Below are 23,137 nucleotides of genomic sequence, written 5' to 3'. Positions count from 1 at the left end.
CCTGCTTCGGTCTTTGGGCCGATACCCACCGCCTTACTAACCGTGGAAGGCCCATCACATCCCTCGGTAGCTACCCCATCACAGAGGCGCCTTGGCTGTCAGGTGGCACCCAGTGAACAGAGCACCTCTGGGTCCGCGGTGGCGGAACGCGGCCATTCGTGGTCAGTCCCAAAGGAAGCGACCACGCTCGACGGATGCTGTCGATCAGCGGCCGGGCGCTGTACGGGGAAATCCCAAGTTCCTGACGTGCATCGGCGAGCCGTTCCGGGGCACCGGCCAGACCCTGCTCCGCCGCCTGCCGAGTGCGGCGCTTGAGTCCTTCAGTGCTAAAGATGTCCAGCAAGGTAAGTGAGAAGTAGGCGTATGCGGCTGCCTCGTCAATGAGCTGGCGGACGTCGTCTGCTACCTCGCCACGAACCGGCGCCTCTCGATCGCCCGCAGCGTAGAAGGCGAACCGTTCAAGGGCAGGCCGGAGTTTGGCTTCCGTGCAGGCACAGGAGTCGCGCAGGTAGCCCACCAGAGCGTGAAAGGCGCTGAGGATGTCACTGGTTTCCCGCGTCCATTGCCGTTTACTCAGAAGGATCCTGAAGCCGGCGAGGGTCTCTGACAGTTCCTCCAGGATGAGGTTTCGAGAGATGTCTGCCAGCTCGAAAGACTGCGCCTTTTCTTGCATTTCCCTGATCTGAAGTCCGTAGCGGAGGAGATCACGCAGAATTCCACCTGACAGAGCATGGGCGAGGATGACGTAGGGTTCCGTCAGGGCTTCGGATCGCCTAGTGAGGATTTCACGCGATTCTTGCAGGGTGCTGGGCTGCACGTAAACAATGTCGTCCAGGGAACTATCGGTGACGTCTCGTTGGGGCAAGCCGCGGCGCACGAACGTGGCGCCGACATCTTCAGCGACCGAAATCAGGTAGTAGACATGAGGAACTCCCAGGATGGCCTTGATCTCACTGAGGAAGGCAAGCGCTTGAACGTCCGAACCGAGGCGGTCCACCTCGTCGATGGCGATCACCACCGTCTTGCCCTGACGAGCTTTTTCAATGGCAAGACGAGTGAGCAGGTTGCGAAATCCATCCACTAGCTCTGGGAAGTTCGGCGGAATCGTAGAGACGGACATGGTATGCGCGCTGCCCAGGCTCAGTACTTGAGAGGATCCAGCGCTCAGCGTGTTCATGGCCGTCTGGATTGTCTGGAGGCGGTAGAGGTGGTTGCGGCACTGCGTTACGAGCTCCGGCTCCACCGGCCGCGGACTCCAGACTCCCGCCCTCATCAACAGTGATCCAACTACCATGGCCGCGAGGCGTAGCGGGTTTTCCGCGTCCGCCAAGAGTGCGCGCGTCTGCGAATCCTGGACGAGGAACAGCAGGACGATGACTCCGACGAGTACGACCACGGGGCGAAATACCGCTTCCAGCGCAATACGCCACCTTCCTACCAGGAACTCACTTCCTGAATCCCGGGCAAGGCAGCACGCCAACCACACACCCAGCAATACTAGGAATTGAAACGTCGTATTCGGCTGGACGTGCCGCACGAGCTGACGGAGCTGCCCATCGAAGAACACGCTGGCGACCGACACCAGAGCCATGCCCGCACCGAGGAAGGTGGTACCCAGCGCCCATACCCGCCCAATCAGGCGCGGCAGCCAGACTGCGTGCCGTGCCCTCCACCAAGCCATCCCGGCGATGGTGACCGTCACGCTCGCAGCGATGGCGTGGCCCTGCCAGATCTCCATGGAGTGGTCACGCATCAGTTGGGCCTGCATACGCGCGAAACTGGCCAAGGAACTAGCGTACTCCACATACAGGGATCGAACAGAGGCCGACAGGCCCAACACCACCAGCACGGCACTAGGCACCGCGAAAGCACCCCATCGCCCCAGCCGGCTGGCCCGTAACCTGGCCCGGCGCAGCAGATATTGCACGGATGACAGCCGCGTGAGCTGAGGCACCTCGTAGCCTTCGCTGCGTATATGAGTCTCACACAGTCGCACCGACAACGATAGTAGGAAGTCGTGTGGGGTGTACGTGGCTGGCGCCTGGGCTAGCAGACCAAAATCAGCATCCTTTACACACTGTTCGAGTAGCGTGGTCTTGCCCGCGCCCCGAGGACCACAAACCGCGATCGTGCCGTACTCAACCTGCGAGATTTTGCGCTGCAGCTTCCGGGCCGCCCCGTTGACGATGACATAGCCGGGAGCCCGCGGCGCCCGGAGACCGTCGTAGCTCCCCGGGATAAACAGGGAATCTGGATCCTCACCGAGCATATGGCGAACCAATTGGGCAACCACCGGGCCAGTCCCCTGCTTCCTCAGGGTTTCTGACCAACGGACGGCGTGGATCCCCACCACAACGCGCTGCGCCAACCAGGCGAAGCCCCAAGCGCCCGCCACCAGAGACTGCCGCAGGTTGTACCAGACCACGGTGCCAACCCAGAACAAGGCGAACAGCACAGCTGCCACTGCCAGAACCGCCACGGCAAGCGCCAGCAGACCACCGGCAGCAAGCACCACAAGGCTCACGACCACAACCAGCAGGCAGGTCACCCACCAGTTCCACTGCGTGTCGGACGCCGCTCTCTGGTGCAGGTCTTGGATTTCCACCAGGTTCGCACACGCCCGGTCGAATGCAGTTTGAGTTTCGCCTTCGCACAGGCTCGTGGTGAACTGGACGTACGATGCCCTCTGCATCTGCGCTCGCACCGTTACTGACGTCACTCCTGGCCGTTTTCCCAGCAGGCGCGCTGTCTTCGGTTCATCCAGAGCGGCCTTTACGCATCGTTTATAGATCTCATCCTTGTCAGGCCACAGAAAGTTCCCCGTCTTCGCCCACCAGTCTTCTAACCGCGTCCGTGATGACGGCATCTATCCCTCCCTGAATCCTGGAACCCGCGGATGCTACCGCCCCTAACCTGCATGCTGGGGGGAAATCTGCTGAATGGCCGAAGATTGCCGTCCCGCCCGCGCAGCAACGGCACCTCAGGTGCATGGAGCCAACCTGCCTGGCTTGATCGTGTAGGCGCGCGCAGCAAGCTCCCTCTGCCAGTCTATTGAGCGCCTGGTGCGTCCACACCCGTCCGGCACCGTCCACCGCAGCTCGAAGCCTTATCTTCCCCCGAGTGAAGAGTCCCCGCACGCGCCCGGACGGGCGTTCGAACAGCTGAAAGAGTGTTGGGTTCCAGAGCTCGAATCTCGTATTCTGCGCACCCTGCCCGGGCAGGGCACAGGAGGGCCCCGACCGGAACGCCGGTCGCAGCGTCGCCGTTGGGCAGTCGCAGTTGCAGTTTGCAGTCGTCCGGAGGAGGTCGGCTGGGAGTAGACTCAACGGCCATAGGGCTTACGCCCACCCCCCGAGATCGGCAACCGCTGGCTCGGAGACCATACCCTGGCCCACACTGATCTACGAGGCGAATTCACGCTGGTTCTTGCGCAACACGGTCCGACAACCCCGGACGAGACGCTTCATGTGCAGGCTGAGCTCGCAGACACACCGGTCGTCGACGCGTATGCGTGAAGTGCCCGTAGTTTGTCAGAGCAAGAGTCAAAAGCGCAGCGGGGTAAGCGGGTCGCCCGCCAGTACCACCACACAGATTCGCCATTGACGGCGATTTCGCAGAGCATCCGTCCGATGGAATAGATACCGGAATCACACCCCACAGGCCGCCGGAGGATCGTCGCATGCTCTAGCTGGGTGTCAAGGCGATTAAAGCTCACCGCGAGGTAGTGCGCATGACGGCCGGGAACGGTGTCGATCTCGTCGTGTCAGTCGGCGGAAATTTCGCCAAGCACCCCTCTCGACAACAGAGCTCCAGAAGTTGACTGGTAAGCCACAACACCACGGTTCCCGCCTACCTCGAATTCCTTCTCTGCCTCGGTGAGGTGGCGCGGTGAAGGCTTCCCCCAGTATTCAGCTCTGGCAGATCGAGCAAGAACTTCGAGAAGAAGCCCATTTGCGGGCTGCGAGTCCTCATCGGCCCTAACATATGGGCTCCGAACCCCGCCCTCGAACTGAAGGCCTCACCCATCCTACGCCGCAGCCAACTCATCTGGAGCTTCCGGTTCAGGTGACAGGCCCCCAATAGCAAGACCTAGCATAAGAGCCCCTTCGAGCGCCGCGAGGATACTCAAGAGCTGACTTTTCTCCTCAGGCGTCCCGCGATCAGCATGCTTCATTTTCTGCAACTGATTCCGAATGGAAACCAATGCAATAGCGATCACATCGTGGATGAAGTCGGGACCTTTACCATTGTCGTTTTCACTAGCCTCGCGCGGAATGATAGGCAATCCGCCATAAACGAAGCACAGGGCTTCCGCACGCTTGGTCGGGCGCCTCTGCCCTTGCACTTCATGGGTCAATTCTTCCCCGCCTGGAAGATTAGCATCCACCCAGGCCAAAACTTCAGCAGGCGCGAAACTTTCTCGCATGATGCGATCAAGCAATTCAATAAGAGAGTTGGCAGCCTGGGAAACGCCGTCCTCCGAGAATCGAAGAGCGTCTCGCGCACCTCGAATCTTCCTTACGAGTGGAGAGTTCACACGCTCCACACGCTTGACCGAAGCTTCCGCCACCATGGAGCGAAAGTTCGCCACAAGATCGTCTACGCCTTCTGGGGCCAGCGCCGCGAGATCAGCATTCTTCGCACTCGTCACCTCCATAGGTAGGGCAGCGATGACTTTCTCTCCGAGAAAGTCATCGAGAGCCACCAGAACCTCAACGGCATTCACCGTAAGGATATTGGCTGGCTGGACATCTTTGAGCTGTCTTCGTGAAGAGACTTCGACGGCATCATTCCATGCCACAACGAAAGGAGTAAATGCACGCACTCCCCGTCGAACGGCCAACGCGATCACAGCACCATCCTGCTTTAGGGCATCGATGAAGCGATTATAAGTGGCCGCTCCGAGAATGCGCTCCACGAAGCTGCTGTAGCTCCGGTTCTTGAATCGCTCCACCCAGCGTTTCAGTTGCTCACCCTCGCACTCATCAACCAAGGCTTGGAATATTGCCTTCAACTGCTCTTCTGTAACCCCCGAAAAGCAGTCATCGACCCGCTCATGCCATGGCCGTGGATCACTGTCGTTGGTCAACGCCTTGCACAGCGAGACAAGAGCCTCCATCACGAGCACGGCAGATTCTGTTATACGCAGCGTCTCGAGCAGTCCAGGCTTCAGCGTTCGCACGCAGGCGGAAAAGCTGGACTGGTAGACAGTGGCAGGTACGGAGTCTTGCACTGTGCCTCGCCTCACTATGACAAGTACGCACGTTCGCCGAAGAACGTACCTATGAACACAACGACGCGGTACGGAATTTCTTGCATGGGACTGCCGACGCGCACCGGCAGGGGGTCTCCTAGGCGGACTGTACGGCACCCCACCGACATCGCTGAGTGGCCGCCAGGCACCCGTGCCGTGACTCGACGTCACCGCCACTTTCGCTGGTCCACACCGAGGCGGGCATCACCCCCGCCTCGAACAGTCAGGACAGCTGCACCTCTGGTTGCAGTTTCGGTTGCATTCGCCCTCGTCCAGCACCGTCCACCGTCCTCCTAGCGAACCCGTTCCGCCGCAGGTCAGAACGCCCCCGGGCTACGCCGAACCCTCAGACGAACAGTTGGAAAGCGTGTTGGGGGCAACCCCTCACGAGTTCGAATCTCGTATCCTCCGCACCCTGCCTGACCAGGCAGAACGAGGGCCCCGGACGCTTCGGCGTCCGGGGCCCTCGTCGTCTCTCCGCCCCGTCACTCCTGTACGTCTGCCGTGCTCGCTCTGACGCCTTCAATTGTGTGCGGGGTGGTCAGGGGGTTGGGGGGTGGGGCGCCAGTGTTGGCGGGATTTCTCGTCGCGGACGGCTATGCCGTGGGCGGCCAGGTCGGTGCGGAGGGCGGCGGCGTCGGTGGTGTCGCCGTTGCGGAGGGCGGTGTGGCGGGCGCGCAGGAGGGCGTGGGCGTGGGCGTCGAGGGCGGGTGTGCCGTCGACCCAGCGTCGCCAGGCGTGCTGGTGGGGGTCGTGGTCGTGCCAGGGGTAGTGGTGGTCGTGGAAGGCGGCGGCGAGCCTGGCGGGCTTGTGGTCCGTCTTCTCGCGGGCGAGTTCCTCGGTGCGCTGGCCGAGCAGGACGAGGTGCTTGCCGTCCAGGAAGACGGCGTGGACCTGGTCGCGGGGGTAGGTGCTGGACCGGCCGGAGCGGGTGATGGTCACGGCGGCGGGGGCGACCTCCACGGTGACGATGTCGTCGTAGGACATCAGGGTGAGCAGGCCGCCGGCGAGGAGGCCGAGGGCGACGGCGACGGCCGTCGCCACCGGGCCGTTCGGGAGGCGGGCGAGGAACTCGATCCGCTCCATCGGCGGTAGCACGGGGAGGCTGGTGAGCCAGCGCGGGACGCGGGTCAGCAGCCAGCCGGCGGCGGCGCCGAGGAGGGGGAAGGCCGTCCACAGGAGGAGGTGGGTGGCGGGGCCGTGGCGTACGAGGGACGGCCGGGCGTCGGGGATGCCGTGCGTCATGGCGAGTTCCACTCTGCCTGGGTTCGGTCGAGGACGGTGCGGCCGTCGCGCAGGACCATCGCCACGGCGCGCAGGGCGTCGAGGTCGGCGAGCGGGTCGCCGTCGACGACCAGGAGGTCCGCGGCGCGTCCGGGGGCGAGCACGCCGATGTGCGGGGAGTCGAGGGTTCGGGCGGCGGCCGACGTGGCGGCGGTGAGGGCCTCGCGGGCGGTGAGGCCGGAGGCGGCGAGCAGCTCGATGTCGCGGAGCAGGCCGGCGCCGGCGGGCACCGATGGCATGCCCGCGTCGCTCGCCGCGACCAGCGTGCCGCCGGCCTCGTGGAACTCGGTGACCTGCCGGCGCAGCGCGGCGGTGGCCGCGGGGCCGAGCACGGCGTGGGTGACGGCGAGGGTCGGGGCGAGGGCGACGCCGCCGCGCACCATGGCGTCGAGCAGGTGCGGCGGCCAGCCGTTTAGGGTGCCGCGGGATTCGAGGTGGTGGAGCACGTCCACGCCGCGGTCGAGGAGTTCCTCCAGGTCCGTCAGGGTGCCCCAGTGGGCGACGACCTTCGTGCCGTGCCGGTGGGCCTGGTCGATGATCGCGTGCAGGATCGCGCCGTCGAGGGGTTCGAGTGACCTGCGCCGGGGGTCGCCGCGGTCGTGGACGACCTTGACGACGTCGACGGGGTCACCGCCGGTGACGAGTTCGGCGACCTGGTCGCGGGCCTCCTGCGGGCTGCGCGGGACGCGGACCCAGCCCGCGTCGGGCCGGGCTCCGATCGTGGCGACCGGGTGGCCGCCGGGGGCGGTGAAGATCGGTCCGGCGATCAGCAGGCGCGGCCCCACGAGTTCGGCGGCCGCGGTCCTGCGGCGGAACTCGTGCACCCACCGGTTGTCGTCGCCCAGGCTGCACACCGTGGTCACGCCGTGGGCCAGGAACGCGCGCCGCTTGCCCGGCTGGTGGCGCATCCAGTCGACGACCGCCCTGCCCCGGGTCAGCAGTGTCGGCCGCGCTCCCCGGGGCGCCCCCGGCGCGCCGAGGTGGACATGGGAGTCGATCAGTCCGGGCAGCACCGTGCGGCCGGGCAGCTCGCGGACGCCGGCGGTGGGCGGGAGCGGCACGTCGGGGCCGACGGCCGCGATCCGACCATCCTCGATAAGGACGGTCGCGTCCTCGCACGGGGTGAGGGCGTCGCCGACGAGCGCCGTCACACCGGTCAGGGCCATATGCTTGAGCACGAAACTAGTTGAGCATATAGGATTCTGTACGTGCAACCAGGAAACCAGGATGAGGATGCCGGCTCCTTCATCGAGGCGGCCCGGCGAGAGCAGATCGTGGCCGCCGCGATCGCGACCATCGCGGCGGAGGGCTTCGCGCGGGCCTCGTTCGTGCGCATCGCCAAGCGCGCGTCGATCAGCCCGGGCCTGATCACGTACCACTTCAGGACCAAGGACGCGCTGATCACGGCGGTGCTCGACCGGATCGGCGCCCGGCTCGACGCCGCCATGGAGGGCGGTCCCGAGCCGGTGACCGGCTACGCGGACGCGCTGCGCCGCATCGTCACCGGCCACGTGCTGCACTGCGCGCACTACCCGGAGGACATGGAGGCGCGCCGCGAGATCATCACCACCGCCACGTCGCCGGCGGTCCGCCGCCGGATCTCCGAGGGGGGCGAGAGCGGCCGGGCCGAGCTGGTGGAGTTCCTGGCGGAAGGGCAGCGCGAGGGCGAGTTCCGCGCCTTCGACCCGGACGTCTTCGCCGGGGCCCTGCTCGCCGCGATGCAGGCCGTGCCCAGGGAGCTGAGGCGGCGGCCCGCCGACGCCGGCGCGGACTACGCCCGCGAGCTCGCCGACCTCTTCGAGGCGGCGGCGACCGGGCGGGCGCCCGTCACCCCGCCCGATGAGAAGGAGGAGCAGGAGGAGCAGGACTGACGCACCGGCAGGCGGGATCGGCGTTCCCCGGGCCGGCGTCGCCGCGCGTCACTACGATCGCTGCTCATGGACTGGGTCGAGCGCACCGCGAAGCTGCGGCAGTGGACCAGGAGCGGGGCGCGCGCTCCGCACAAGCCGCTGCTGCTCCTGTACGCCCTCGGCCGGTTCCAGCGCGACGCCGACGGCGAACTGCCGTACAGCGCGGTGGAGGCGGACCTGAAGCGGCTGCTGGCCGAGTACGGCCCGCCCCGCCCGACGACGCCCGCCTACCCGTTCCACCACCTGGTGAGCGACGGCGTGTGGGAGGTGCGCACCAGGCACGGCCTGGGCAGTCCGGGGACCAAGGTGCGCGAGCTGCGGGAGGAGGGTGCCGCGGGACGGCTGGCGCCGGAACTCCGGGCGGCGCTCCGGCGGGACCCGTCGCTGCTCGGACGGATGGCCCGGGTGCTGCTCGACCTGAACTTCCCGCCCTCGCTCCACGAGGAACTGTGCGCGGCGGTCGGCCTGGAGCTGGAGCCGGCGGAGGCCGAACGGTTCGCCACGGTGCGCCGGCAGCTGCGGGATCCGGGGATGCGCGGCCGGGTGCTCGAAGCCTACGGGTACCAGTGCGCCTTCTGCCGGTTCGACGGAATGCTCGGCAAGGTGCCGGTCGGGCTGGAGGCGGCGCACGTGCGCTGGTGGGCGTTCGGCGGGCCGGACGCGGTCGACAACGGGCTGTGCCTGTGCTCGCTGCACCACAAGCTGTTCGACAAGGGCGTCCTCGGCATCGGGGACGGCCACCGCATCCTGGTCTCCCAGGCCTTCGCGGGCCGCAGTGACGCCGCCCGGGAGTACGTCGGCGCGCTCGCGGGGCGTGCGATCTCCGGGCCCGGGCGGGGCTTCAGCCCGGTCGCCGCGGCCCACCGCGACTGGCACACCGCCCAGGTGTTCCGGGGTGACGCGCCACCCGCCGAGGCGGTCTGATCGGAGCTCCGCCGGCATCGAGCCCTCGTTCACAGACCTGAACGGCGTTCATTCGCGGGGGCATGACCGCATCAGGCCATGCGTCGGAGGGCGGGCGGCCCAGACCCCGGACGTGCGGGAAGCTCTCAGGTGAGGCTTCCGGCCCGGGTCGCACGCCCCCTCCGTCGTTCACATCAGCGAACGGCAATCACATACCAGGTTGTTGACGCGCTCATGGCAAGCGCCTAGCGTCCCGAGACACAGGTCCCGTCCCGCGAACCCTGGTCCGCCGAGCCCAACCACCACGGAGACGAACGATGCGCCTGAACCCTGCCACCGCGTGCGTCAGCCTCGCAGCCGGCACGCTGCTCGCGCTGTCCGGAACCACGGCGCACGCCGCCCCCACGCACGCCGCCCCCACGCACGACGACGCCGCGGCGACCGCGACCGCGCTGTACGTGGCGACCAACGGCAACGACGGCAACCCGGGCACGCTGGCGGCACCGCTGCGGACGATCCAGCGGGCCGTGGACCTGGCGGAGCCGGGGACCGTCATCGAGGTCCGGGGCGGGACGTACGCGCCGAGCACGAACATCCAGCTGCTCGAGAACGGCACGTCGAGCCAGCCGATCACCCTGCGCAACCACAACGGCGAGCGGGTGATCATCGACGGCGAGAACATGCCCTACACGCCCGGCGCCGTGGGCTCGACCATCCCGCGTACCGAGCGCGGCGCCATCCACATCGAGGGCGACCACTGGCGACTGAGCGGCCTGGAGATCATCCACGGCCCGTACGGCGTCTTCGGCCTGGACGCCAACAACAACGTCTTCGACCGCCTCGTCACGCGGGACAACTACGAGTCCGGGTTCCACCTCCAGGGCGCGTCCAGCAACAACCAGATCATCAACCTGGACAGCCACGGCAACCGCGACCCGCGCAAGAACGGGGAGAGCGCCGACGGCCTTGCCATCAAGGAGGGCTCCGGCAGCGGCAACGTCGTGCGCGGCGCCCGGCTGTGGAACAACTCCGACGACGGGCTGGACTACTGGATGTTCCAGTCGCCGATCCTCACCGAGAGCAGCCTCGCCTGGGGCAACGGGTTCAACCGCTGGAACCTGCCCGACTACACCGGTGACGGCAACGGCTTCAAGCTGGGCGGCAACGGCGTGGCGGCCAACCACACCGTGCGCAACAGCATCGCCTGGGACAACGCCGTCGGCGGCTTCATCGACAACAACAACCCCGGCCGGCACCGGATCGAGAACTCCACGGCGTGGCGGAACCCGGGCGCCGGCTTCAACTTCAGCCGCTCCACCAGCACGCTGGTGAACAACCTCGCGGTGGCCAACGGCAACAACGTGTCGCTGGGCTCCACCTCCACCGGCAGCGGCAACTCCTGGAACACCGGCGGCTCCTGGTCCTTCGTGAGCACCGACCCCGGCACCATCACCGGGCCCAGGGCGGCCGACGGCTCCATCCCGTCCTCCACCTTCCTGCGGCCGAGCAACGGCGCGAGCGTCGGCGCCCGCTTCTGACCTCACCCGATGCCCCACGGCCCCGGACGCACCGCCGTCCGGGGCCGTCGACGCGCCGCGGTCGGCGGGCGCCGGTGCGGTGGCGGACGCCGGTGCGGTCGGCGGACGCGGTGCGGCGTGCGGAGGGGTCAGTGGCGGAGGGTGGCGAGGGTGGGGCTGGGGAGGTGGATCCAGCCTTCCCGGGCGGCGGCCGTGCGCTCCTGGGGGGAGTCGGGGCGGCGGGTGTCGTTGAGCAGGACGGCGCGGGCGACCAGGGCGCAGACGAGGGCGTCCAGGTGGTCGTGGCTGGCGGCGCACCGCGCACGGACCTCGGCGGGGAAGGACGCCCCCAGCCCCGCCTCGATCGCGTCGAGGACGCGGGCCCGGATGGAACGCGCCTCGGGGCCGGGCTTCTTGTAGCTGCCGGCGGGGCGGATGTCCCAGCAGCGCAGGGCCGCGGCGGGGTAGACCTCGGCCACCAGGCCGGAGCCGTCCCGGGGCACCGGGACGCCGGCGGCCTCGAAGCGCTCCAGCAGGTAGGCGGCGCGGAGCGCCACCACGCCCAGCAGGTCGGTGGAGACCGACAGGGGCGGCCGCATGGCGGTCGCCTTCCAGGTGAGGTCGTCGGTCAGCCGGAAGCGGAGCGCGTCAAGGCCGGGGCGGCCGTCGGCGCGGTCCGCGAAGCGGGTGGCGGGCGGCAGGGGGAGGCCGTGGTGGTGGGCCTGCACGGTCGCCACGAAGCCGGACGGCCAGCCCAGCGGGCAGTCGAGGCCGACCTTGTCGGCCTCCCGGGCGAGGGCCAGCAGGTCGTCGTCCCCCTCGGGCACGACGAACTCGGCGGGCAGCTCCGCCCCGGCCGTCCACACCACCCGGCACACCGCCGTGCGCCGCGCGTCCGCGGCCAGATCCACGCCGACCGTCACCGGTTCCCGCCGCCCCATACCGGCATTCTGCCGTGGCGCGGGGCGGGCGGGCGCCGGTTCGGGGCACCTCGGTGGAGGGGCGACGGCTCCGGCAGGGGCAGGAGTCCGCCAGGCACATGCCAGAAAGCTCGCGGGAACCCGCCATCGGCCTGGGGGGACCCCCTGCTTTCAGGATCCCACGCGGCGATCACCCCAGGGCAGTCCCTTCTCGCCGCCTGTGGATAACTTCCGCACTCCCGGGCAGCAGCATGCCGCCACTCACCCCCGAACCTGCGAAGCAGCCGTCGGCGGCGCCGCGACCGAGGTTGTGTCCCACTGGGACTTGTGTCCCAGTGGGACAGGAGCGGGTGTACGGTGAGGGTCATGAAGGCGAAGGCCCCCACCTCGTCCCCGGAGGACGTCGCGGACCGCCGGCTGCGCCGGTCCCGGCGGACGCGGAACGCGCTGGCCACGGCGGCCGTCGAGCTGGTCCTGGAGCGCGGCCTGGGGGCCGTCACCGTCGAGGCCATCGCTGAGCGCGCCGACGTCGCCCGCCGCACCTTCAGCCGTCACTTCGCCGGCAAGGAGGACGCCGCCCTCGACTTCGTCCGCGCGGACGGCGACCGGATCAACGCCCTGCTGCGGGCCCGCCCCGCCGACGAGCCGCCGCTGCTCGCCTACCGCAGGGCCGTGCAGGACTGGCTGACCGACCCGGAGGACCCGCCCCGGCACGTGCGACCGCCCATGCGGCGGCTGCTCGCCCTGCTGGACACCGAGCCGACGCTGTTCGCCGCGTACCAGCGAATACGGCTGGACGCGCAGGCGGAGTCGGTCCGCGTGATCGCCGACCGGATCGGTGGCACGGACGGGGACGGCGGGCGGGGGCGCGCGGCGATAGTCGTGGACGCCGCGGCCGGAGTGCTCACCGCCGCCCTGCGGCTGTGGCTGCGGGCCGGAGCGGACCACCCGGAGAGACCTGACCGCCCGGAGGAACCCGACCGCCCGGAGCACGGCCCCGGGGCCGCGGAGCTCGCCGAGGTGGTGGAGCGGGCGTACGACGCCCTGCTGGGCGAGGCGGCGCGGGCGGCCTCGCACGCGGCCGGATGAGCCGCCGAAGCCTCCCCGCCGCCCCTGTCGGCGGGGCACCCCCGCCGCGCGGCGGGGACGAGGACGCCGAAGACCCGTCCCCCACCGGAGATCCGTCGACGACGCCCTCACCGACCGGGCCGGAGATCCCGGACCGGTCGAACGAGCACGCAGACGAAGGAGTCTGACCATGAAGGCACTGCAGTACCGCACCATCGGTGCCGCCCCCGAGGTCGTCACGGTTCCCGATCCCGAACCGGGTCCGGGGCAGATCGTCCTGCGGGTGACCGCCGCGGGGGTCTGCCACTCAGACATCGCGGTGATGAGCTGGCCCGCCGAGGGCTTCCCGTACCCGCTGCCGCTCACCCTCGGGCACGAGGGCGTCGGCACGGTCGCCGCGCTCGGCGCCGGGGTGAGCGGCCTGCGGGAGGGCGACGCGGTGGCCGTGTACGGCCCCTGGGGCTGCGGGGTCTGCGCGAAGTGCGCGGAGGGCAAGGAGAACTACTGCCTGCGCGCCGAGGAGCTCGGCATCCGTCCCCCCGGCCTCGGCTGGCCCGGCTCCATGGCCGAGTACATGCTGGTGGACGACGCCCGGCACCTGGTGCCGATCGACGGGCTCGACCCGGTCGCCACGGTGCCCCTCACCGACGCCGGACTGACGCCCTACCACGCGATCAAGCGCGCCCTGCCCAAGCTGCTGCCCGGCTCGACCGCCGTGGTCATCGGCACCGGAGGGCTCGGCCACGTCGCCATCCAGCTGCTGCGGGCGATGACCGCCGCCCGGGTGATCGCGCTCGACGTCAGCGAGGAGAAGCTGGAGCTCGCCCGCCGCGTCGGCGCCCACGAGGCCGTGCTCTCCGACGCCCGGGCGGCGGCGCGGGTCCGTGAGCTGACCGGGGGCACCGGCGCCGAGGCCGTGTTCGACTTCGTGGGCGTGGAGCCCACCGTGCGGACCGCCGGGGCCGTGGCGGCGGTGGAGGCGGAGATCAGCATCGTCGGCATCGGCGGGGCGGCGCTGCCCGTCGGCTTCGGCCACCTGCCCTTCGAGGTGTCGGTCAGCGCCCCGTACTGGGGCACCCGCGGCGAGCTGATCGAGGTCCTCTCGCTCGCCCGTACCGGCGCGGTGTCCGTGCACACAGAGACGTTCTCGCTCGACGAGGCGCCGCTGGCCTACGAGCGCCTGCACGCCGGCGAGATCACCGGCCGTGCCGTGATCCTCCCCAACGGCTGATCCCCCCTGCCGGGCCGTCGGTGCCCGCCGCACGGTGCCACGGTGCCGCGCGGCGGGCACCGGCGCGTGACCGTGCCCCCGCGCGAGGCGCTCTTGACGCACCGTCACCACCACGTACCTTGATGATGATCTGTCAATCGCACGGGTCCGCGCCGCCCCGTGCGGCACACCCGGCACTCCAGGGCGGAGATTCGTCATGCTCGGACGCACAGGCCCACGGCTGCGCCGGATCGGCGCGGCGGCGGCACTGCTGACGCTGGTGGGAGCGTTGTCGCTGGGCGCTCCGGGCGGCGTCGCCGCCGACGAGCGGCCGGCCCCCACGCTCACCGACGCGGTCACCGAACGCCTGCTGGAACGCGGCGGGGCGGCCGTCGGCACGGCCGCCGCCGGCGACACCCCACGGGTCGCCGTCACCCGTTCGGCCGGCGACTGGGCCTTCGGCACGGCCGTGCTGGCCACCGAACCGGGCTCGGACCGGATGCCGCACGGCTGGCTGTTCCTCGCCGAGCGGACGCGCGGCGAGTGGCGGGTCGCCCTGGAGGGCGAGGAGGGCTTCGCCGAGATCTCCGGGCGTTCCCCGCTGGTGGGCGACCGGGAACGCCCGCTCTTCGCCCAGCAGGGCGGCGCCCAGCAGGGCGGCGCCCAGCAGGCCGGCGCCCAGCAGGACGGCAGCGGGGAGGTCGGCGCGTACGCGAACGGCGACATGCGCACCGGCATGGCCCTGCCGACCACGGTGGGCGCGGACACGGTGATGACCAGCGGCCCGCACGGCTGGTCCGGCAGCGCCGCCCCGTGGAGTTCGCTGGACTTCGCGGGCGGCGACGAGGTGGTGCGCGCGGCCCGGCAGGGCACCGCCTACACGATGTGCCGGGGCTGGGTCCGCGTGGTCCACGACCGCGGCTACACGACCGACTACTACCACCTGTGGAGCAACATCAGCGCCAACGGCACCTGGGTCGGCGCCGGCGCCTTCCTCGGCTACACCGGCACCGACGTCACCTGCGGCGGCGCCGCGTACGGACGCCACGTGCACTTCGGCCTGATGCAGAACGGCTCCTACGTCGGTCTCGCCGGGCACAACCTCGGCAAGTGGGTCATCGAGAACGGCGCCGCCGCCTACCAGGGGTCGGCGCTGCACGGCAGCCGGCGGGTCTACGCCGGTGGCGCCCTGTACAACTACGGCGCCCTCGGCCTCACCCAGGGGGTCGTCGACACAGGCGGCGGGACGTCCGTCAACCGGCGCACCGGACCGGGCACCGGCTACCCGGTCGCCGGCAGCGCGGCGGACGGCGCCACCGTGAGCGTCGCCTGCTCCGCGAACGGCACCGCGCACACCGGCCGGTACGGCACGACCAGCCTGTGGAACCGGCTGACCGACGGCACCTGGGTGAGCGACGCCTACCTGTGGACCGGGGTCAACGGGCCGGTCAACGGCTGGTGCTGACGGACCGGGCGCGGCGCGTCGCCCCGCCCGGTCCTCCCCGAGGGCAGGCACCCGCGTCGGCGGCGGTCACGTCGCCGGCGCGGGTGGGAGGGCGAGGCAGAGGGCGTCGAGGGCGGCGGCGAAGGCGTGCTCGGGCGGGGTGCCGTAGCCGATGACGAGTCCGTCGCGGGCGGGCATCGGGCTGTCGGGGTGGCGGTAGGGGGCGAGGCCGGCCAGGGCGACGCCGAGGCGCCCGGCGGCGCGGAGGGCCTGCTGCTCGGTCCCGGGCGGGAGGTCGAGGACGGCGTGCAGGCCGGCGGCGATGCCGCGGACGGTGATGTGCGGAGCCTGCGCGGCGAGGGTGGCGAGGAGCTGGTCGCGGCGGCGCCGGTAGGTCTGCCGCATCCGGCGCAGGTGGCGGTCGTAGGCGCCGCTGGCGATGAAGTCGGCCAGGGTGAGCTGCTCCAGGGAGCTGGACCACAGCTCACGCGTGCCCTTGGCGGCGACCAGGTCGTCGACGAGGTGGTCCGGCACGGCCATCCAGCCCAGGCGCAGTGCCGGGGAGAGGCTCTTGCTGAGCGAACCGAGGTAGACGACGCGGTCCGGGTCGAGGCCCTGTACGGCGCCGACGGGTTCGCGGTCGTAGCGGAACTCCCCGTCGTAGTCGTCCTCCAGGACGAGGCCGCCGGTGGTGCGGGCCCAGTCGACGACGGCCGCGCGGCGCCCGGGGTGCAGCGGGCCGCCGGTGGGGAACTGGTGGGCGGGGGTGAGGAGCACGGCTTCGGCGCCCGTGCCGGGCAGTTCGCCGACGTCGGCGCCGTGCGCGTCGACCGGCAGCGGCACCAGCGGCCGCCCGGCGGCGGTCAGCAGCGAGCGGTGGAAGTCCAGCCCGTAGGACTCGACGGCGATGGCGCCGCCCAGCACCTGCCCCAGCAGGGACAGCGCGTGGGCCACCCCGGCGCAGATGACGATCCGGTGCGGCGCGGTGCCCACGCCCCGGGCCCGCGCCAAGTACTCGGTGAGCTCGGTGCGCAGTTCGAGCCGGCCGCGCGGATCGCCCACGCCGAAGGCGTCGGCCGGGGCTGCGGCCATCGCCCGGCGTGCCGAGGCCTGCCAGGCGGCCCGGGGGAACGCGGAGGCGTCCGGGGAGGTGGGCATCAGGTCGTGGGCGGGACGCCGCGGCACGGGCGCGGAGCGCCGCGCGCGGTCCCGGGGGAGCGGGGTGCCGCGGCGCGCCACCCGGGTGCCCGATCCCTGGCGGGCGGTCAGCCAGCCCTCGGCGACCAGTTCGCCGTAGGCGGCGCCGACGGTGTTCAGGGCGACGCCGAGGTCCCTGGCGAGGCTGCGGTACGGCGGCAGCCGGGTGCCGGGCGCCAGCCGACCGGAGCCGATGGCCTCGCGCAGGGCGCGCATCAGCTGCTCGCGCGGGCCGCCCGGGCCGCCCAGCTCCAGGTGGAGGTCGGTTCCGAGGAAGGCGCCGGGGGCGGCGGGAGCGGAGAGGGCGGCGGCGGCCGGCTCGGCGTCGTGCTCCACGTCGCCGTCCGACCGGGAATTGCCCCAACGATCCGACATGGGAATGCACCATAGCAGCGGGCTAATCCGGGGCTACGGTTCCTGGCATGACAGCAGTCGAGATCCCCCAGCGCATGGACTTCGCCACCGTCGCCCCCAAGGTCTTCCGGGCCGTGCTCGCCCTGGACTCCGCCGCCCGCGAGGGCCTGGACCCGGTCCTGGTCGAGCTCGTGCAGATCCGCGCCTCGCAGATCAACCGGTGCGCCTACTGCATCGACTACCACACCGGCGACGCCCGCACGGCGGGCGAGACCGAGGACCGGATCTACCAGCTGAGCGCCTGGGAGGAGTCCAGCCTCTACACCGCCAGGGAGCGGGCCGCCCTCGCCCTGACCGAGGCCGTCACCCGGCTGCCGGAGGGCGTGCCGGACGACGTCTACCAGGAGGCGGCGCGGCACTTCGCCGAACCGGAGCTGGCGCAGCTGATCGCGCTGGTCTTCACCGTCAACGCCTGGAACCGGATGAACGTCACCACCCGCAAGACCCCCGGAACGCGGTGACGTGGCGGCCCCGGCCGGGGGCCGCCACGTGATCAGCCCGCGTCGCCGATGGTCGGCACCTCGCCCTTGGTGGTCGTGGTGTCGATCACGGCGAAGGCGGCGCCCTGCGCGTCGGTGAGTGTGGCGAAGCGGCCGAAGGGGCTGTCCATCGGGCCGAAGCGGAGCGTCCCGCCGCGCTCGGTGGCCTTGGCCACCGCCGCGTCGCAGTCCGGCACGGCGAAGTACACCAGGATGTGCGGCGGGACCTCCGGGGGGAACTCGTCGGTCATCCCCATCCGGCCCAGGGCGGTGTCCGGTCCGAGGGTGTAGACCTTGAAGTCGATGGCGTCGTCCTGCATCCGCTTGGCGTCGTAGCCGAAGACGGAGGTGAAGAAGGCGTCCGCCCGCTCCGGGTCGCGGGTGTACACCTCGGCCCAGCAGTAGGAGCCGGGCTCGCCGACCTTCTCGAAGCCCTCGTGGGTGCCGGCCTGCCAGAGGCCGAAGACGACACCGCTGGGTTCCCGGGCGAGCAGCATCGAGCCGAAGTCGCCGACCCGCATCGGCTCCATCAGCAGCTCGCCGCCGTGCGCGCGGATGCGTTCCGCGGCGGCGGAGACGTCCGCGCAGGCCAGGTACAGGCACCAGGCGGAGTGGCCCTCCTGGCCCGGCATCGGCGGGACGACGGCCGCCACGGCCCCGCCGTCCGCGTACGCCTCCGTGTAGTCGCCGTACTCCGTCGCGCTCTCGCCGAAGGTCCAGCCCAGCACGGCGCCGTAGAAGCTCTTCGCCCCCTCGACGTCGGTGAACATGGCATCGGCCCAGCACGGCGTGCCCTCGGCTCGCACCACCATGACCCGGCTCCCTCCTGCTCGGCGGTCCTGCTGCCCGCCACGCTAGCCACACCCGCCGTCTCCCGCGCGGTGAGCCGGGCGGGGGCGGGGCGGAGCGGGGCGGAGGCTGGGTGGGAGCTGGGCGGAGGCGGGCAGGCGCGGAGGCGGTCAGGCCGTGGGGGTGAGGCCGGCGCGTTCGGTGGCGGGACGTTCGGTGAGGCGCTCGGTGGTGGCCAGGATGGCCGCGAGGGAGCTGCGGGTGTCCCGGAGCTCGGCGATGCGCTGGTCGATGCCGCGCAGCTGGTCGCGCAGGTGGTCGGCCATGCAGGCGTCCACCCGCACGCCGTCCCCGTGCACGCACGGCAGCACCTCGCGGATCACCCGGGTGGGCAGCCCGGCGTCGAGGAGGACCCGGATCCGGTGGACGACCTGCGGGGCGTCGGCGGCGTAGGTGCGGTGCCCGCCCGGGGTGCGGTGGGAGGACAGCAGCTCCTGCTCCTCGTAGTAGCGCAGCAGCCGGACGCTCACACCGGTCGCGCGGGACAGCTCTCCGATCTTCACTGTGATCCCCCTCATAGCCGCTTGAATCTCACATCGGTGTGAGCTCATAGCGTCCCACGCATGACGAACACAGCGGTGAACACGCACACGACGGCGAACACGACGACGGGCACCACCGACGCGGCGGCCACTCCGGACACGGCCACCGGCGACCGCCTCCTGATCGGCGGGGACCTCCCGGTGCGGCGCATCGGGTTCGGGGCGATGCGGCTGGCCGACGGCCCCGGCGCCCCCACCGGGGCGCAGGCGCCGGTCTGGACGGCTCCGGCCGACCGCGCGGCGGCGGTGGCGCTGCTGCGTCGGGCGGTCGAGGCGGGCGTGGACCTGATCGACACGGCCGACGCCTACGCGCTCGGCGCCAACGAGGAACTGGTCGCCGAGGCGCTGAGCCCGTACCGGGACGGCGTCGTCGTCGCCACCAAGGTGGGCGTGGTGCGCTCCGGCCCCACCGAGTGGGTGCCGCTCGGCCACCCCGCGTACCTGCGCCAGCAGGCGGAGCTGAGCCTGCGCAGGCTGCGGGTCGACCGCATCGACCTCCTCCACCTGCACCGGATCGATCCCGCCTATCCGCTGGAGGACCAGATCGGGGCGCTGCGGCAGCTCCAGGAGGAGGGGAAGGTGCGGCACATCGGGCTGTCGGAGGTCACCGTGGAGCAGATCCGCGAGGCGTCCCGGATCGCCCCGATCGCCAGCGTGCAGAACCTGTACAACCTGGCCACCCGTGACCACGAGGAGGTGGTGGACCACACGGCCGAGCGGGGCATCGCCTTCCTCCCGTTCTTCCCGATCGCCATGGGCGCCCACGCCGCGCCGGACGGTCCGCTCGCGGCCGTGGCCCGCGAACTCGGGGCCACCCCGGCCCAGACGGCGCTCGCCTGGCTGCTGCGCCGCTCCCCCACCATGCTGCCGATCCCCGGCACCACCTCGGCGGCGCACCTGGTGGAGAACGTCGCGGCGGCACGCCTGGCCCTGACCGAGGAGCAGTTCGCCCGGATCGCGGCGGTGTCCTCGTGAGCAACCCCTACAACCTGCGGGTGATCGCCGAGTTCCGGGCGGGCGGCGGGGTCGTCGGCGGGGACTTCACCGGCACCCGGCTGCTGCTGCTCACCACCCGGGGCGCCCGCACCGGCCTGACCCGCACCACGCCGCTGGTGTACCTGCCGGACGGCGACCGCCTGGTGGTCTTCGCGCTCAACGGCGGCGCCCCGGTGGCCCCCGCCTGGTACCACAACCTCCTCGCCCATCCGGAGGACGTGGTGGTGGAGGTCGGGGCGGAGACCTTCCCGGCCCGGTTCGCGGAGATCGTCGACGAGGCGGAGTACGAGGAGCTGTGGCGGCGCCAGATCGAGATCGAGCCCAAGTTCGCCGGCTTCCGGGAACGGGCCGGCCGCCGGGTTCCGCTGGTCGCGCTCGGCCGGGCGGACCGCGCGGAGGCCTGATCCCGTCCTCCCGCCCGCTCGCTCCCCGGGGCGGCCCCGTTCCCGGGTGACTCCTGGGTTGTTCCCGGGTCGTTCCCGGGTCGTTCCGGGGCGTTCTCCGGGGAGCGGGCGGGTCGGTCGTGCGCGAAAGGTGGCCACATACGGATGCCGCGCGACGTCTTGACGGTCATTTCCGGCGCTCATACTGTCGCGCCGAAAGTTGAAACGAATCAACGAACCGAGAGCCACTCCCCTGGACGCGAGGCGCGTGGAGTGCTGACTTGCCATGCCCACGCCGTTACGGCGCGCCATTGAATCGAATCACCGACGGCACGGCGGGGTGGATCGAGGGGACAAGGACACCGTCATGACACCCCACGGGCCCCACGGGCGACGCTCGGCCCACCGCGCCGGGCCGCCGCGATGGTCGAAGGCGCTGCTGCTGCCGCCGCTGCTGGCCGGTCTGCTGGTCACCGGCGGCACCACGGCGCAGGCCGGCGTGCTCACCGGCAACGGCAACGGCAACGGCAACGGGCGCGCCGTCCAGCTGGAGGACCTCGACCGCGGCCTGGTCGCCGTCGCCACCGACCAGGGCACCTTCCTCAGCTGGCGGCTGCTCGGCTCGGAGGTCACCGGCCAGGGCGAACAGGGCGTGACCGGGGCGGACTTCCACGTCTACCGCGACGGCAGGCGGATCGCCACCGTCACCGACTCCACGAACTACCTGGACACCGCCGGCTCGCCCGACGCGCGGTACAGCGTCGCCGCCGTCGTCCGCGGCCGGGTGACCGACCGCAGCGACACCGTGACGCCCTGGGCGGACGGCTACCACGAGCTGCCGCTGCGCAAGCCGGCGGACGGCGTCACCCCGGCGGGGGAGAAGTACACCTACTCGGTCAACGACATGAGCGTCGGCGACGTGGACGGCGACGGCGCCTACGAGTACGTCGTCAAGTGGGACCCGTCCAACTCCAAGGACGTCTCCCAGATCGGCTACACCGGCAACGTCTACATCGACACCTACCGGTTCGACGGCACCCTGCTGAACCGCATCGACCTGGGCGTGAACGTCCGCGCCGGCGCGCACTACACGCAGTTCCTGGTCTACGACTTCGACGGCGACGGCCGCTCGGAGACGATGCTCAAGACGGCCCCCGGCACCAAGGTCACCCGCTACGACGAGGACGGCGACGTCGTCTCCGAGCGGTACATCACCATGCCGCGGGCGGACCAGCGGGCCGGCTACTCCCACCAGGACGACTACCGGCTGAGCCGCGAGGAGTACTACGAGCACGTCGTCCGGATGTTCCTGGGCTGGCACGAGCACCCGGAGGTCGTCGCCGGGAACTGGCCCGCCACGCTGGAGGCCGCGTTCGGCATCGAGCAGCGCCACGCGTACCCGCTGACCCACGCGGCCGCCGAGGACCTCGCCGACCACTTCATGGACGTCTACGCCCCGAGCCGCAGCGCCCGCAACAACCTGCGGGCCTTCGAGGGCTTCATCCTGGACGGGCCCGAGTACCTCACCGTGTTCGACGGCGCCAGCGGCCGGGAGCTGGAGACCATCCACTACAAGCCCGGGCGCCACGACGACGGGCTGATGTGGGGCGACTACGCGATGGCCCGCATCGAGCCGGGCAACCGCGTCGACCGCTTCCTGGCCACCGTGGCCTACCTGGACGGCAGGCGCCCCTCCGCCGTGTTCGCCCGCGGCTACTACACCCGCGCCACGCTGGTCGCCTACCGCTGGGACGGCGAGCGGCTGCGCGAGGACTGGTACGTGGACAGCGGCTGGACCCCGATGGCCAACCCGTTCAACGCCGGCCCGCACGGCACCGACGGCACCGACCCGGAGTTCGGCACGCTCACCACGCAGGGCTTCCACTCCCTCAGCTCCGCCGACGTCGACGCCGACGGCAAGCAGGAGATCGTCTACGGCTCGGCCACCATCGACCACGACGGCAGCCTGCTGTACAGCTCCTTCGACGAGGCGCCGGCGGGCAGCGGCGGCCCGGCCACGCCCGCCCGGCTCGGCCACGGCGACGCGATGCACGTGACCGACATCGACCCGCAGCGGCCCGGCATGGAGATCTTCACCGTGCACGAGGGCGGGGCGTCCGCGCCGTACGGCAGCGCGCTGCGCGACGCCGCGACCGGCGAGGTGCTCTACGGCACCTACACCGGCGTGGACACCGGGCGCGGCATGGTGGGCGACATCGACCCGACCCAGCCCGGCCTGGAGACCTGGGCCAACACCAACGTGGGCCTGTGGACCGCCGACGGCCGCCGGCTCGGCGCCACCACGCCCGGCACCAACATGAGCATCCGGTGGGCCGGCGACATGACCACGCAGATCGTGAACGGCGCCAGCGGCGCCACGCCGTCCATCGACGACTGGCGGCGCGGCCGGCTGCTCACCGCGGACGGCACGCTGACCAACAACGGCACCAAGGGCAACCCCTCGCTGGTCGCGGACGTCCTCGGCGACTGGCGCGAGGAACTGCTGGTGCGCACCGCGGACAGCACGGCGGTGCGGGTGTACCTGAGCACCGAGCTGACCGAGCACAAGCTGTACACCCTGATGCACGACGCGCAGTACCGCGCCGAGGTGGCCCGGCAGCAGACGACCTACAACCAGCCCTCGTACCCGAGCTTCTACCTGGGCTCGGACATGGACTGGGCGCAGGTGCCCGTGCCGCACTACCGGACGGCGCGGGACTGACCGGGAGGGCTGGCCTGGGGCCCGGCGGGCCCTGGGGGCCCGGTG

Annotated in this window: 18 protein-coding genes; 10 read left to right on the top strand and 8 right to left on the bottom strand. The window is 70.8% G+C overall.

Annotated features, from left to right (window positions below):
- Window positions 1–70: 70 nt before the first annotated feature.
- The 4 genes from FHU37_RS12495 to FHU37_RS12480 all read right to left on the bottom strand — a co-directional run bounded on the left by FHU37_RS12495 (window position 71) and on the right by FHU37_RS12480 (window position 7,716).
- Entirely contained in the window at window positions 71–2,866 is a 2,796-nt protein-coding gene (locus FHU37_RS12495) for a Cdc6/Cdc18 family protein (protein WP_179814263.1), read from the bottom strand.
- 1,161 nt (window positions 2,867–4,027) lie between these two features.
- Entirely contained in the window at window positions 4,028–5,182 is a 1,155-nt protein-coding gene (locus FHU37_RS12490; protein ID WP_179814262.1) for a hypothetical protein, read from the bottom strand.
- 594 nt (window positions 5,183–5,776) lie between these two features.
- Window positions 5,777–6,499, bottom strand: coding sequence for a YqeB family protein (locus FHU37_RS12485; protein WP_179814261.1), 723 nt, complete (start codon window positions 6,497–6,499; stop codon window positions 5,777–5,779).
- Window positions 6,496–7,716 (bottom strand): amidohydrolase family protein, encoded by a 1,221-nt coding sequence (locus FHU37_RS12480; protein WP_218904016.1) that lies wholly within the window; start codon window positions 7,714–7,716, stop codon window positions 6,496–6,498. The genes FHU37_RS12485 and FHU37_RS12480 overlap by 4 nt, the downstream gene beginning before the upstream one ends.
- A gap of 30 nt (window positions 7,717–7,746) precedes the next feature.
- On the opposite strand from FHU37_RS12480, the gene FHU37_RS12475 reads away from it, so the two are divergent.
- The 3 genes from FHU37_RS12475 (at window position 7,747) to FHU37_RS12465 (ending at window position 10,889) form a co-directional block, all read left to right on the top strand.
- On the top strand, window positions 7,747–8,409 hold the full coding sequence (locus FHU37_RS12475; protein ID WP_218904015.1) for a TetR family transcriptional regulator: 663 nt from the start codon (window positions 7,747–7,749) through the stop codon (window positions 8,407–8,409).
- A 66-nt stretch (window positions 8,410–8,475) separates the two neighbouring features.
- Entirely contained in the window at window positions 8,476–9,372 is an 897-nt protein-coding gene (locus FHU37_RS12470) for a phosphorothioated DNA-binding restriction endonuclease (RefSeq protein WP_179814260.1), read from the top strand.
- Between the two features lie 296 nt (window positions 9,373–9,668).
- Window positions 9,669–10,889 (top strand): right-handed parallel beta-helix repeat-containing protein, encoded by a 1,221-nt coding sequence (locus FHU37_RS12465; RefSeq protein ID WP_179814259.1) that lies wholly within the window; start codon window positions 9,669–9,671, stop codon window positions 10,887–10,889.
- 128 nt (window positions 10,890–11,017) lie between these two features.
- Here FHU37_RS12465 and FHU37_RS12460 read toward each other — a convergent pair whose 3' ends face one another.
- Window positions 11,018–11,809 carry a DUF429 domain-containing protein gene (locus FHU37_RS12460; RefSeq protein ID WP_179814258.1) on the bottom strand — a complete coding sequence of 264 codons (792 nt, stop codon included), beginning with the start codon at window positions 11,807–11,809 and terminating at the stop codon, window positions 11,018–11,020.
- 345 nt (window positions 11,810–12,154) lie between these two features.
- Between FHU37_RS12460 and FHU37_RS12455 the strand changes: the two genes are divergently transcribed.
- The 3 genes from FHU37_RS12455 to FHU37_RS12445 all read left to right on the top strand — a co-directional run bounded on the left by FHU37_RS12455 (window position 12,155) and on the right by FHU37_RS12445 (window position 15,531).
- Window positions 12,155–12,877 carry a TetR/AcrR family transcriptional regulator gene (locus FHU37_RS12455; RefSeq protein ID WP_179814257.1) on the top strand — a complete coding sequence of 241 codons (723 nt, stop codon included), beginning with the start codon at window positions 12,155–12,157 and terminating at the stop codon, window positions 12,875–12,877.
- A gap of 169 nt (window positions 12,878–13,046) precedes the next feature.
- Entirely contained in the window at window positions 13,047–14,087 is a 1,041-nt protein-coding gene (locus FHU37_RS12450; protein ID WP_179814256.1) for an NAD(P)-dependent alcohol dehydrogenase, read from the top strand.
- A gap of 196 nt (window positions 14,088–14,283) precedes the next feature.
- A complete protein-coding gene (locus FHU37_RS12445; protein ID WP_179814255.1) occupies window positions 14,284–15,531 on the top strand; it encodes a peptidoglycan DD-metalloendopeptidase family protein in 1,248 nt (415 codons plus the stop codon).
- Window positions 15,532–15,597: 66 nt separating this feature from the next.
- Here the strand turns inward: FHU37_RS12445 and pdxR are convergent, their stop codons facing one another.
- Window positions 15,598–16,923 carry a MocR-like pyridoxine biosynthesis transcription factor PdxR gene (gene pdxR, locus FHU37_RS12440; protein ID WP_376774026.1) on the bottom strand — a complete coding sequence of 442 codons (1,326 nt, stop codon included), beginning with the start codon at window positions 16,921–16,923 and terminating at the stop codon, window positions 15,598–15,600.
- A gap of 233 nt (window positions 16,924–17,156) precedes the next feature.
- On the opposite strand from pdxR, the gene FHU37_RS12435 reads away from it, so the two are divergent.
- Window positions 17,157–17,582: a carboxymuconolactone decarboxylase family protein gene (locus FHU37_RS12435; protein ID WP_179816221.1), complete on the top strand. Its 426-nt coding sequence runs from the start codon at window positions 17,157–17,159 to the stop codon at window positions 17,580–17,582.
- 32 nt (window positions 17,583–17,614) lie between these two features.
- On the opposite strand, the gene FHU37_RS12430 is transcribed toward FHU37_RS12435, so the two are convergent.
- Both FHU37_RS12430 and FHU37_RS12425 read right to left on the bottom strand, forming a co-directional pair.
- Window positions 17,615–18,412, bottom strand: a complete 798-nt coding sequence (locus FHU37_RS12430) for a VOC family protein (RefSeq protein ID WP_179814253.1) — start codon at window positions 18,410–18,412, stop codon at window positions 17,615–17,617.
- Window positions 18,413–18,559: 147 nt separating this feature from the next.
- Window positions 18,560–18,952, bottom strand: coding sequence for a MerR family transcriptional regulator (locus tag FHU37_RS12425; protein ID WP_179814252.1), 393 nt, complete (start codon window positions 18,950–18,952; stop codon window positions 18,560–18,562).
- Between the two features lie 60 nt (window positions 18,953–19,012).
- Between FHU37_RS12425 and FHU37_RS12420 the strand changes: the two genes are divergently transcribed.
- From FHU37_RS12420 to FHU37_RS12410, 3 genes are all read left to right on the top strand, one after another.
- A complete protein-coding gene (locus FHU37_RS12420; protein WP_179814251.1) occupies window positions 19,013–19,966 on the top strand; it encodes an aldo/keto reductase in 954 nt (317 codons plus the stop codon).
- Window positions 19,963–20,391 carry a nitroreductase/quinone reductase family protein gene (locus tag FHU37_RS12415; RefSeq protein WP_179814250.1) on the top strand — a complete coding sequence of 143 codons (429 nt, stop codon included), beginning with the start codon at window positions 19,963–19,965 and terminating at the stop codon, window positions 20,389–20,391. The genes FHU37_RS12420 and FHU37_RS12415 overlap by 4 nt, the downstream gene beginning before the upstream one ends.
- A gap of 346 nt (window positions 20,392–20,737) precedes the next feature.
- Window positions 20,738–23,092 (top strand): rhamnogalacturonan lyase, encoded by a 2,355-nt coding sequence (locus FHU37_RS12410; protein WP_179814249.1) that lies wholly within the window; start codon window positions 20,738–20,740, stop codon window positions 23,090–23,092.
- The last annotated feature ends 45 nt before the right edge of the window (window positions 23,093–23,137 follow it).

Origin of the sequence: Allostreptomyces psammosilenae (genome assembly GCF_013407765.1) — a bacterium.
Lineage (GTDB): Bacteria > Actinomycetota > Actinomycetes > Streptomycetales > Streptomycetaceae > Allostreptomyces > Allostreptomyces psammosilenae.
This window is presented reverse-complemented; position numbering and strand designations above follow the sequence as displayed.